Annotated in this window: 9 protein-coding genes and 2 tRNA genes; 8 read left to right on the forward strand and 3 right to left on the reverse strand. The window is 42.9% G+C overall.

Going from position 1 to position 12,815, the window contains the following annotated elements:
• Nucleotides 1–74 precede the first annotated feature (74 nt).
• Nucleotides 75–776 (forward strand): molybdate ABC transporter permease subunit, encoded by a 702-nt coding sequence (gene modB / locus B2863_RS03220; RefSeq protein WP_296207467.1) that lies wholly within the window; start codon nt 75–77, stop codon nt 774–776.
• A gap of 215 nt (nt 777–991) precedes the next feature.
• On the opposite strand, the gene B2863_RS03225 is transcribed toward modB, so the two are convergent.
• The 3 genes from B2863_RS03225 to B2863_RS03235 form a co-directional block, all read right to left on the reverse strand.
• Nucleotides 992–1,474 carry a hypothetical protein gene (locus B2863_RS03225; protein ID WP_057759076.1) on the reverse strand — a complete coding sequence of 161 codons (483 nt, stop codon included), beginning with the start codon at nt 1,472–1,474 and terminating at the stop codon, nt 992–994.
• Nucleotides 1,475–1,931: 457 nt separating this feature from the next.
• Nucleotides 1,932–2,008: transfer RNA gene (locus tag B2863_RS03230), tRNA-Asp, on the reverse strand.
• 37 nt (nt 2,009–2,045) lie between these two features.
• Nucleotides 2,046–2,121: transfer RNA gene (locus B2863_RS03235), tRNA-Val, on the reverse strand.
• 283 nt (nt 2,122–2,404) lie between these two features.
• On the opposite strand from B2863_RS03235, the gene B2863_RS03240 reads away from it, so the two are divergent.
• The 7 genes from B2863_RS03240 (at nt 2,405) to B2863_RS03270 (ending at nt 12,792) form a co-directional block, all read left to right on the forward strand.
• Nucleotides 2,405–4,042 carry a cardiolipin synthase gene (locus B2863_RS03240; protein ID WP_296207469.1) on the forward strand — a complete coding sequence of 546 codons (1,638 nt, stop codon included), beginning with the start codon at nt 2,405–2,407 and terminating at the stop codon, nt 4,040–4,042.
• Nucleotides 4,043–4,158: 116 nt separating this feature from the next.
• A complete protein-coding gene (locus B2863_RS03245) occupies nt 4,159–5,670 on the forward strand; it encodes a tetratricopeptide repeat protein (protein WP_296207471.1) in 1,512 nt (503 codons plus the stop codon).
• A 132-nt stretch (nt 5,671–5,802) separates the two neighbouring features.
• Nucleotides 5,803–7,359 carry a 3-deoxy-D-manno-octulosonic acid transferase gene (locus B2863_RS03250; RefSeq protein WP_296207473.1) on the forward strand — a complete coding sequence of 519 codons (1,557 nt, stop codon included), beginning with the start codon at nt 5,803–5,805 and terminating at the stop codon, nt 7,357–7,359.
• On the forward strand, nt 7,356–8,078 hold the full coding sequence (locus tag B2863_RS03255) for a 16S rRNA (uracil(1498)-N(3))-methyltransferase (RefSeq protein WP_296207475.1): 723 nt from the start codon (nt 7,356–7,358) through the stop codon (nt 8,076–8,078). The genes B2863_RS03250 and B2863_RS03255 overlap by 4 nt, the downstream gene beginning before the upstream one ends.
• Before the next feature lie 264 nt (nt 8,079–8,342).
• Nucleotides 8,343–9,467, forward strand: a complete 1,125-nt coding sequence (locus B2863_RS03260; RefSeq protein WP_296207476.1) for an extracellular solute-binding protein — start codon at nt 8,343–8,345, stop codon at nt 9,465–9,467.
• Nucleotides 9,468–9,665: 198 nt separating this feature from the next.
• A complete protein-coding gene (locus B2863_RS03265; protein ID WP_160021612.1) occupies nt 9,666–11,342 on the forward strand; it encodes an ABC transporter permease in 1,677 nt (558 codons plus the stop codon).
• A 124-nt stretch (nt 11,343–11,466) separates the two neighbouring features.
• On the forward strand, nt 11,467–12,792 hold the full coding sequence (locus B2863_RS03270; protein WP_296207477.1) for an ABC transporter ATP-binding protein: 1,326 nt from the start codon (nt 11,467–11,469) through the stop codon (nt 12,790–12,792).
• Nucleotides 12,793–12,815: the final 23 nt, after the last annotated feature.

The raw sequence follows: 12,815 nt of genomic DNA on the forward strand, positions 1-12,815 counted from the left end.
TACGTTAGACTAGGGTTACTTGAATGTTCAACAGACCCTAAATCCTCTCATCACAGAACGAGCAGTGACATTATATGATCGACCAGTCTCTTATGTCAGATATGCTCAGTCCATTTTGGGTGAGCATTAAGCTCGCTTGTGTGACTACCTTATGTCTATTACTATTTGCAACGCCTATCGCTTACTGGTTGGCTAAGCCGAACCGTATAAAAGCAATAGGACGTCTTAAGGTACTGCTCATGGGCATCATTGCGATGCCTCTGGTGCTACCACCTACCGTGATTGGATTTTATCTACTGTTACTGCTCAGTCCTAGTATGGGTATCGGTAAATGGTTAAGCGAACATAATATTAGCCCGCTAATTTTTACCTTTGAAGGTCTGGTCATTGGTTCTATTATTTACTCATTGCCTTTTTATATACAGCCTGTCTATGCACAGTTTTTGCGTATTCCGCAAAGTGTCACGGAAGTCGCTCATCTCCTAGAACCAAGTCGTATGCGACGGTTTATGAAAGTGGCTTTACCGCAAGCGCGCGTGGGTATTATTTTGGGTAGTTTGGTAAGCTTTGCTCATACCATTGGGGAGTTTGGGGTTGTACTGATGATAGGCGGCAGCATCTCAGGCGAAACTAAAGTAGTATCGATTGCGATATATGAGCAAGTAGAGGCCCTTAACTATGAGGCGGCGCATATGATGTCTGGTATTTTGATTATTATGGGTGTAGTGATGGTAGCGTTAATCGCTAGTGTGAGCCGAATAAGTCAACGTTCATAGCACTAAAACATGCGCCTATTGTATCTATGATAATAATCAACCAACAATTAATAAAAACATGAGTCCTACCCACAATAGGGATTTTAGCAAGAATCTAATGTAAGCTTCATAACTCAGATCATTATGTATCAAAAACCTCTTTCCCAGAGAGAGCTCTTATGCATCTATGACTATCGTTTCCAATAAAATACAACTCTTCATGTATTAACGTTAGTCTAATTAAGAACACTTGATAATATATCAAAAATAGTTTGGTTCTCTATGAGAAGATAACTCAAAATGCTTGGAAGGATGATACCTATAGTTATAGCAATAGCTAAGATTTTCTTGTTTACTTTGAGAGGGCTTGTCATAGATATTTGTGGAAATGATTTTAATACGTAAATTTTTATATGATTGTCAGTAATTTTTATATTTTCTAAAATATCTGTTTTACTTTCTCTAGTAAAGTCAAAAAAAGCATTGATACTAGTAGAAGTATATTCCTTGCTATTTACGGTATAAGAATACTTTATCCTCAAAGTAAATAAACTGTAATCTTCTAGCCCTGAGACTGATTTTTCAATAGTATTAACTTCTACTACCTCAGCCCAAATTCTTCTAGCATTGATTAGTATGTAAAAATCGAAAATCAGTGCAGAGATAGTGTAAATACCAACTAGAACCATCAACAAGAGTAATGTATATATCCAGAACATAGCTGTCCTTTGAGTACTTTTATCAATTGAATCTACCAGTATGTGCTGTATTTATCATCATAATATTAATTGAGACTACACTGCTAAACAATATAGCTATAGTTGTTGATAGTGCTATACCTAACGAATCTGTTGCACTTGTTAATAAGCCTGTTGTTATTGCATTAATCAACATTATGTATGTTATAGCGATTAAAGTTTGGGAGGTTTTATTAGTTGTGCTCAAATTATCATTTTGCCACGTTAAGCTAAAGAAGTCGCTCATTCTTCAAGATAAAGCGTCTGTTAATTATTTTAAGTCGTATATCATAATAAGGAATAAGCTGCTTCTAACGAGAAGACATAAAGCATGAAAGCTATAATAATGAGTTGTTTTATAGACACAAAAAAACCTCAAACAATCTAATGCTTGAGGCGAAACTTGCTTAAACTCGAAAGTCTAAATTCGTTTTAAATATGGCGCAGCGGACGGGACTCGAACCCGCGACCCCCGGCGTGACAGGCCGGTATTCTAACCAACTGAACTACCGCTGCTTAGGTCTCTTAGCTTGTTTAGCCACTTGCTAAGAAGTGGTGGGTGATGACGGATTCGAACCGCCGACATTCTGCGTGTAAGGCAGACGCTCTACCAACTGAGCTAATCACCCTTCGAACAATTGCTAAGCAATTTATTCAACATCAACTGAGCTCTTTAGTTTGTCACTAAGCTCTGCTGCTGTGGGTGTGTATTATATAGATTTACTGTTGGGTGTCAAATATTATTTTAATGTTTTTAGAAAATAATTATAAATCGCACTTGTAATCTATCAAAAATAGCACTCAAAGCTATGTATTATATAGCATTTCTAAAAATATACTTATTATCATTATTTGTTGTTTAGAGGTGAAAAGCTACTATACTATGGATGCTTTATTCGTTGAACACGGTTGATGGAGGCCAATATAAACACTTTTACTATTAAAGATACTTTTACTAGCTGGACCTGGGGAGACTTAGCGGGTCTAGGTCTGGTGCTGCATATTGTACTTATGATAGTAATGACACTGCGCGTGGTTTCTGTGCAGCGCAATATTGGTGTGTCTATTGCTTGGGTTGCGGTGCTTTACACGTTACCAGTATTTGGTTTTGTGGCTTACATTCTGCTCGGTGAGCCGATGATTGGGCGGCGCTATCGTGAACGCGTAGATCAAGCCAGCATTTTAATGAATGATATGGCAAGGCGTGAGCATCTGATTTTTGACAAAGGGCAGGACTTATTACCAGCCAACTACCGCGGTGTTAGCCAAATAGGAACGCGCTGGACCGGGTTTGGTGTATTTCCCAATCATCAAATGCAGCTGTTGACGGATCCTGCTTCTATTTTTCAGCGTTTGATTGAAGATGTTCATGCCGCCCAGCGTATTGTCCTCATGGAGTTTTATATTGTCTATCCAAAAGGACAGGTGTTAGAAGTCATAGAGGCGCTATCTGTAGCGGCTCAGCGCGGCGTAGAGTGTCATATATTGGCCGATAGTGTGGGTAGCTTTAGCTTTATTAACAGTAGCGTACACCGTAAATTAGAAAAAGCAGGGGTTTATGTCCATCAGTCATTGCCAGTAGGGTTGTTTAAGACGCTATTTAAACGTTCTGATTTGCGCAATCATCGTAAAATGGTGGTTATCGATGAACATATTGGCTATATCGGTAGCTTTAATTTGGTTGATCCGAGGTTTTTTAAGCAAAATAAAAACGTTGGTCAATGGATTGATGTGGCGCTACGAACGACTAGCCAGCACTCAATTAGTATCAATACAGCGATGGCCAAGGTAATTGTTACCGATATTGGTGCTGAAAGTAATGACAATCTTGCTGAGCTGCATCAGCGGGTTAATAATTACACCCGTAAGTTATATGTGATGCATCCGACCATCAATGATCTAAATAGCCGAGTGAAGGTATTGGCGGATACGGTTGATGATCATGAGCAGCCAGATATAGGTGCCACCTCGATTGTCGTACCAAAGATGCCTGTCGTGGACAAAGTCTTAGCGCAGCTAATACCTTCAGCACCGCAGCTAACGGCTCATGTGATTTATAATACGTTAGTTACCGTGATTCATCGTGCCAATAAGCGCATCCGTATTACCACACCTTACTTTGTCCCTGATGAATCCCTATCGGGCGCGCTGACGATAGCAGCAAAGCGCGGCGTTGATGTGACGATTATTGTTCCTGAAAAGGTTGATTCGTTTCTGGTACAGCACGCTTCTCAGGCTTATTATCAAGAGTTATTGGATGCTGGGGTAACGATTGCCTTGTTTAGAGGTGGTTTGCTACATGCAAAAACAGTGGTTATCGATGATGACTACTGTTTATTTGGCACCGTCAATATTGATATGCGCAGCTTTTATCTAAATATGGAAGTCAGCTTAGCGATTTATACGCCAGAAATGGTCGCCCAAGTAGCGGACTGTCAGGAAGTCTATTTAGAAAACTGCCGAATCTTGGATAGTGATGAGTGGCAACAGCGTCACGGATCAAAACGCTTGTTTGATAATGTCGTGCGCTTGTTCAGTCCTTTATTGTAGCACTCGGATTTTTAGGGTAAGGTAATCTACTAGTATTGTTCTATCATCTTAGTCGTAGCACTTTTATAGCCTATGCTTTTTTGGTTTATCTATCTGTAAAGAGGTCTCGCCTGTCTATGTCTGCATCACCTTTAACACCACTGGACTATATTGCAGAAGGCTATTGGCAAGACTTCTTGGCTGAGCGTCCTATTGCAGGCGGTATCGCTTACGAAACTGAGCTGCGCGCTTGTACGCTAGACGACTCTCTTGAAAGTTTACAGCGTATCGATACGCTATTGTCCCAAGTGCGCCGAGATATGATCAAGAGCGGTATATGGGATGAGACGACGTTGCTGGTCGATGAGCGCTATCGTAATTTTATGGTATTTTTGGCGTTTTATGCAGGTCGTGTATTGGCGCAGCAGTGGCAAAGCAAGCCACATTGGTATGGTCAGTTTGAGCTGCGTAAACGTTACCCTGAGCTAACGTTGATCACCGATGATTTTTATCAGCATATGGCTGTTGGTTACGATGATAGCGTGGTCAAAGAACGCTTGTTTTTTGCACTAGAATCAATAGGGCTGCGTCTGTTTGGTCATATTGATCGGCAGTTTGACGCAGTACAAGGCGGGCAAGTAGAGAGCGGGTTATATCAAGCGGTTAGCCTTAGACTACCAACTACTTTAAACAAAGATGTCCATTCAGTTTCCGAATTAACAGCGGATAAAGTAACAACAAACAAAGCAATAATACATAAAGCAACCATTCATCAAGTCACTGGAAGCATCGTTCCGAGCGCAGATTCAAATACGCATGTCGGTACTAGTCAATTAAATGCTCCTCTTAACAAGCCAGAGGAAGTGTCGATAGAAGCTGAGTATAATCAAGCTAATGCAGTTGTAACTGACAGTGAGAGTCGCGCAATTCAGTCTGCTATGCTTGATACTATAACTGAGTCCCCTGAGTCTGAGAGCTCTATAGAGCCTAAGCTGACTAAAGTAGCACAACCAACAGTCAAGCCTGCGTCACCTGTAAAAAACACATCAACGCCAGAGATGTTTACGCAACTGCTCGTAGAGTTAGATGAGATAACGGTGCCACAACCAACTCGTGATGTGCAATATCAGCAAGCACGCAAAGTATTAGATCAGTTCGAGCAGCATATTGCCAAGCAGAACAAGCCTCGTCGCCAAGTTATATTTTCAGATGATCATATCGCAGCAAAAAACAAAGCGCTGCTATTACTACAAGCGGCTGCTGAAGATGGGAATACAGCGGCTATGCTACGTTTAGCCATGTATGAATTGTTAGGTGAAGGTTTGACAGCGGACAGTGACAATCAAAAAAAATCTGGCGTAGAATGGGTCAATCAAGCCGCTAGCAAAAACGACAGCCGTGCTCAGCGTCTACTCAGTAAAATGTACTACCAAGGAGTAGGGGTATCCCAAGATATAGATAGCGGTAAATACTGGTTAGAGCAAGCAGCAGATAATGGTCATGCAGAAGCGGCCAATCTGGTTCAGCAATGGCAGCAAGCACAAGTGCTGCTGACCACACAGAAGCAAGAGCAGCATAGCACCAAGCGTTATCAGCTGTTAATTGGCGCAATCATCGCAGTCGCTTTATTGATAATAATCATTATCTAACAATCGTTATCTAATAACTATTTACTCAGTAACTTTTTAAAAGCTTATTGTTACAGCTTAAATTCAGGTAGAATTGGCGCGCTCTACATTTACCCTTTTATTGTTTGATTCATAACTAATCTGGGCTGTTCCATGCCATCATCTAATACTTCGTCTGACCACTCTGCAAATCCAATTGACCCTGTATCATCGCCTAGTCGAGCGGTATATGAGACACCTTTATATTATCAGTCTCTTATTGGGCTGCTAAAGCCACTATATCGTCTGCAAGTATGGCGTCGATCTCATAAAAACGACAATTATCAGCAGGAAATCGAGCAGCGTTTTGGTAAGCAGTATCCACTGCGTCCAGTGGTCAATGCTGATAGCGATAAAGGGGTAATTTGGTGCCATGCAGTCTCATTAGGCGAAACCAATACGGTTGCGCCTTTATTAGATATGTTATTGGCTAATGGCTATCAGATATGGTTGACCAATACGACTCAGACAGGTTTTGCTCGTGGCGCCAGTCGTTTTGCAGAACAGATAGCTCAAGGTCAGATGAGTCACAGCTATGTGCCAGTCGACAGTCCTGCTGTTATCGAGACTTTCTTGACGCACGTACAGCCTATCGCTGCACTGTTTGTAGAAACAGAGCTATGGGCAAATATCTTGACCAAATTATCTCAGCATCGTATCCCAAGTATTCTGGTCAATGGTCGACTATCTGCTTCTTCTTTTCAGAGCTATCAAAAAATTGGTGCAGTCAGCGCCAGTATGATGAAAAACCTCTCCTTAATTATTGCGCAAGACAGCGACTCTGCTAAACGCTTTAGGCAACTAGGGGCTAGTAGCGCCCAAATTCGCGTAGCAGGCTCATTAAAGTGGGTAATTAATGCGTCCAAAACTGATGACAAAGCGGTAGAAGCTAATAGTATTCATAGTAAGAAAGCTGATCTGCGAGCAGAGTTTGGTATAGCAGATCGTCCTGTGTGGGTAGCTGCGAGTACTCACGATGGCGAAGAGGCAGCAGCGTTGTCATTGCAGCAGCAACTACTGTCTCAAGCGACATTAGCAGATACGTTGCTTGTTATCGTGCCTAGGCATCCTGAGCGTTTTGACGAAGTAGCAGATCTCATTCAGAAAACTGGGTTAAATATGGCTCGGCGCAGTGATGAAGACATGATTGGTGCAGATACGCAAGTCTATCTAGCAGATAGCATGGGTGAGATGATGACTTGGTATACATTGGCAAATGTAGCATTTGTGGGCGGCTCGCTGGTAGATATTGGTGGGCATAATCCAGTGGAGCCTGCAAGTGTGGCTACGCCTGTACTGATGGGTCGTTATACTCAGTCTTGCCAAAGCGTGATAGATAAATTGGCTAGCGTAGGTGCTGTATATCAGCCAAATAATGACTTCTATCGTCCAATCGAGTTAAATAACTCAAGTAGTTCGGATGCACAGATAGTCAGTGATGATCAGTTAAAGGTGAATAAAAAATCCTCTCGCAAAAAAACAGCTTATAACCGTGAAGACGCTGCGAGCATTTATACGCAGCTAGAGACTTGGCTACGCAATTTGCCATTGGCCGTGCAGGCAGGGCAAGCTGGCGAGCAAATGACGATACAGCAGCAGGCGGTATTGACTCGCCAATTTACTATGATTGAAGATGCAATCGAGATGTCTTCTAACCAAGATAATTTATGAACTGTATATTATTGCCCGCTAAAAACTTCTCATCAGACACAGCGCACATCGATGCCTTGTCTCAAGTCAGCCATGTGACTAAAGTGCTGGGCGCAAAAGTCGGTGATACGCTTAAAATTGGCCAAATCGGTGGCAATCTTGGTACTGCTGTTATCGAAGATATTACCGCTGACAGTATTCGGCTAGGTAACGTCCAGTTGAATACTGCGCCGCCAGCCAAATTGGACTTAACTGTCATTTTGGCGTTACCGCGTCCTAAGGTGCTACGGCGATTGATCATGGATATGACGGCGCTTGGTGTACGCGATATCATTCTTATCAATAGCTACCGCACCCAAAAAAGCTATTGGCAAAGTCCAATGCTTGAGCGGATTGACGAGTTTGTATTAGAAGGTCTACAGCAAAGCATCGATACGATTGTTCCTAGTATTAGGCTACAAAAACGTTTTAAGCCATTTGTTGAAGACACACTGGCAAGCTTAATGAGCAAGCGAGCGATAGTCGCGCATCCCTACAGTCAGCAGTCCTTTTCGGAATTTTTACAACAGCAACCATCACGAGAGCTACCGAGTATAGTCTGCATAGGCGCTGAAGGTGGCTGGATTGATTATGAGATAGAGCTACTGTCAGCACAAGGCTGCACGCCTGTACATATAGGCTCTCGTATCTTGCGAACAGAAGCTGCGGTCAATGCGATTTTAGGGCAATGGTTGCTTTAGATTGACACTAAAACGCGTCACTAGACCAAACTATTGGAAGAGCTGGTAAAAAATAGTTCTTAAAAATCAATGCTAAAGACTCATCACAGGTATATTTACCAGTTAAACAAATGTATTGATAATTAATCTCACTTCCATTAGTATGTTGCTTTGATATATTATGGCCTGATTACTGCTAGCGCTTAGCAAGTCATCGTTATAATCACTGTTATTTTGTCTCACCATCCGTCTTACTTTTTTTATAGCATTACTATGGGGAAAACCATGTCATTGAACGCTATCAGCGCTAATCTAACCTCTACGAAGCTTATCCTACCTGCAGCCGTATTTGGCATGATGTTGGGTCTGGCGGGTTGTAGTAATTCTTCAACCACAGAAGAAAGCGTAGAAGTAGAGTCAACAGAAACAGGTGCTGAGCAGCAAGCAGCAAATGACGAAGCTACGACTGCTGATGGTCAGACGATTACTATCTACTCATCACGTAATGAGCAGCTAATTAAGCCACTGTTAGATCGCTATACTGAGCAAACAGGCGTAAAAGTTGAGTTGGTCACGGACAAAACAGGTCCACTCATGGCGCGTTTGCAAGCTGAAGGTCAGAATACTCCAGCTGATATGCTATTGACCGTTGATGCTGGTAACTTATGGCAGGCTGCAGAGCAAGGCCTATTACAACCAGTATCGTCTAATGTATTAGAAGCTAACGTCCCTGCAAAATACCGTGATCCAAAAGGTCAGTGGACAGGTCTGTCACTACGTGCACGTACTATCTTTTATGACCCAAACAAAGTTACTGCCGACCAGTTGTCTACTTATGCAGATTTGGCCGATCCAAAATGGAAAGGCAAACTATGCTTACGCACCTCTAAAAAGGTCTATAACCAATCGCTTGTTGCTAGCATGATGGAGCATTTGGGCGAAGAGAAGACCGAAGCGGTTATCAAAGGGTGGGTTGATAACCTAGCGACTGACGTGTTCAGTGATGACGTTGCGATGCTAGAAGCTATCGCTGCTGGTCAGTGTGAAGTGGGTATCGCCAATAGCTACTACTATGGTCGTCTATTGGACGAAAACCCCAACTTCCCTGTTAAGATATTCTGGTCAAACCAAGATACGACTGGTACGCACGTAAACATCTCAGGCGCTGGCGTGGTTGCAGGTTCAGACAATCCAGATGGTACGCTTAAACTGATAGAGTGGTTGTCATCTGACGAAGCTCAAGGTCTTTATGCCAGTTCTGACAAAGAATTCCCAGTAAAAGTAGGTATCGATGAGTCAGACATGCTCAGATCATGGGGTGAGTTCAAAAAAGACGATATCAATGTACAGAAATTCGGTGAACTACAAACTCAAGCTATCCAAATGATGGATAAAGCGGGTTATAAATAAGGGATCGCCAGTAATACTGATACCAATCGCAAAATCATAACTTCGAGACAATAGTTCTTAAACAATAGCTTTTAAACAACAGCTTTTAAAGAATGGGTTCAAAGGTTAGTTATTACAGATCAGTTATTTGGGTAATGACGATTTTGAGGTTGGTATAAGCTTACAAGGTCTCTATACGTATGACACGGTAATGATAATATGATCACAACGCCAGATGCGTCTGTTAGTCAAAACGATACTGTCAATGACGGTGTTAATGACCAGCAGACTGTCAGCCAAGACCACGCCCTTCGTAAACGTATTATCTCGAAATCAGTCTTAGGGCTGATTTCGTTGTTTATGCTAGTACCGATTTTAATCGTGCTGCTGTCTTGGACACAGCCAGTGGCAGAGATTTGGACACACATGGCAGATTATGTACTGCCGCAAGTGCTCAAAAACACGGCGATTTTATTGCTTATGGTGACTGTCGTTTCAGGCACTATTGGTACTGCTCTGGCTTGGGTCACTAGTATGTACCGTTTCCCTGGTCAGCGTTTCTTTTCGTGGGCGTTGATGTTGCCACTTGCCATCCCTGCTTATGTATTGGCATTTGTCACTATCGGCATTGTTGATTTTAGTGGGCCGCTACAGACCGCGTTGCGCGATTCTGGTATCAGTACTGCCATACCGTCGATAAGGAATGTATGGGGCGCAGGATTGGTATTATCGTTGGCGTTTTACCCTTATGTATATTTGCTAGCGCGTCAGGCATTTTTGTCACAAGGCAGGCGAGCGATAGAAGCGGGGCAGATGCTTGGTTTGAGTCGTAGCCGTGTATTTTTTCGTCTGGCGCTACCGCAAGCACTACCGTGGATCATTGGCGGCTTGTTGCTAGCCAGTATGGAAACCTTAGCGGATTTCGGTGCAGTATCGGTATTCAATGTCGATACTTTTACTACCGCCATTTATAAAGCATGGTTTGGTTTCTTTAGTCTAACCACTGCCGCGCAGCTAGCAGCCTTGCTCATTGGTGTGATATTTATTGTGGTATTGTTTGAGCAGTATTGGCAAGCGAAGCGTGGTAGTTCACTTACCCAAGGTAGCAGCCAACGCTTTGACGCCAGTAAACCTGCCAAGCTCGCCATGACACTGCTGTGTACGCTCATTTTTTTAATCGCCTTTTTAATTCCTTTCTTGCAGCTTATCTATTGGACAGCACTTAATTTTCGCCAAGATTTTGATGCACGTTACATTGATTTTGTCACCAACAGCCTCATGATTGCTAGTATGACCACGCTATTCATTGCCTTTTTGGCCATTATCATTGCGTGGATTAAACGGCAGTATCCTGATAAATCGACTAAGCTAATGACCACTTTAGCCAATTTGGGCTATGTCGTACCGGGGACTGTGTTGGCGGTAGGGATATTTATACCTATTGCATGGCTTGATAATCAAATGATTGCCTTTGGTATCACCTCACAGCAAGTGCTTTCTGGCAGTGTCATTGTTATGCTATTGGCGTTATCGACGCGTTTTATGACAGTGAGTTTTCAGCCAGTTGACAGACAATTGCAGCGATTGACAGTCAATCAAGAAGCTGCTGCAAAATTACTGAGTGACAGTCCTTATCAGCGATGGCGTCATGTAATGCTACCTGTGCTTAGCCCTGGCGTATTGACTGCATTATTGATGGGTTTTGTCGAAGTGATGAAAGAGATGCCCATTACGCTGATGACACGGCGTCAAGGCTGGGATACGCTTGCGGTACGAGTATTTGAAATGACGAGCGAAGGTATGTGGGGACGAGCCGCATTGCCGAGTTTGCTAATCGTGTTAGTTGGCTTGCTTCCTGTCTGGATACTACTGCGTCAAAGCGATAAACACAGCTAATAGCAACAAAGTTAATAGCAATAATTTGGTATAAGTTTAACAGCACACTCGTAGTGTCAGCTATATTATAATTTGCTCTGTTTTATCGATGGTTTTACTTACTAATAGCGAACTGGTACCGTCTATGTACACTGATTCAATGAACGACTCTACAAATTCTAAGTCAGAAAAGGCTCGGGCTAACCACATGCCTGTAGCAAAATCACCACTGTCACAAAATAGAATCAATCCAGTTCAGCTGAATAAAACTGTAGAGCAGAGCAGTACCTCACAACAAAATACTGAGAAACATATCGCGACAGATCCTTACTTTAGTGTGCAAAATCTCATCGTAGGCTACGATGATACTATCGTCGTCAATGGTCTATCGTTGATGCTAGAACAAGGCGAGATTGGTTGCTTCTTAGGTTATAGCGGCTGCGGAAAGACCACAGCGCTTCGAGCAATCGCGGGACTGGAGCAAAGTCGCGGCGGCACTATCTACCTAAACAATCAACGCCTAACAGAAAAAACTGCTCGCCAATCATTCGCAGTTGCGCCAGCCAAACGTGGCATGGGCATGGTGTTTCAAGACTATGCGCTTTTTGGTCATTTAAGCGTGGTAAAGAACATCGCCTTTGGTCTCAATAAATGGTCAGCTGCTGACAAAAAAGCACGTGTGGCTGAGATGCTAAGCTTAGTCGAATTGACTGAGCATGCGGATAAACGTCCTAATGAGCTCTCTGGTGGTCAGCAGCAGCGTGTGGCTCTTGCAAGAGCGCTAGCACCCAAACCAAAACTACTATTACTTGATGAACCATTCTCTAATCTAGATGTGGTACTGCGTGAGTCATTGGCAATGAATGTCCGTGATATTCTCAAACGTACTAATACCACAGCGATTTTGGTCACTCATGATCAAAATGAAGCGTTTGCGCTAGCGGATAAAGTAGGGGTAATGGATAAAGGACGATTGGTACAGTGGGCGCGACCAAGCGAGCTGTATCATGAGCCTGTCAGTCCTTTTGTCGCTGAATTCGTAGGCGAAGGCGCGATGATAGACGGCATTATCAAAGAAGGTCATGTTGAGACAGCGCTAGGTAATATCTATCGCCGCATGGAAGTCTATGACGAATCAGGCCAGCCACAGTACTGCGAATATGATTATCCAAATGGCACGCCCATTAAAGTACTCGTGCGCCCTGATGATATTATTCATGATGACGACAGTACACAGACAGCTTTAGTTATTGGACGTGTGTTTCGCGGTGCCAACTATTTATACCGTCTGCAGTTAGACGACGGACAGACTGTCTTATCCTTGGTTGCGAGCCATCATAATCATGCAATCGGCTCGCATATTGGCATTCTGCCTTTACTTGAGCATGTCGTAGTCTTTGATGAAAAAGACATCAATGCCACTACTTGGTCAGAATACGATAGATCATCGAGAATGGATGAAGAGGTTTAGTAGCCTTCATCATTCTTGGGCAA

This window comes from Psychrobacter sp. UBA3480 (genome assembly GCF_002377945.1).
Taxonomy (GTDB): Bacteria; Pseudomonadota; Gammaproteobacteria; order Pseudomonadales; family Moraxellaceae; genus Psychrobacter.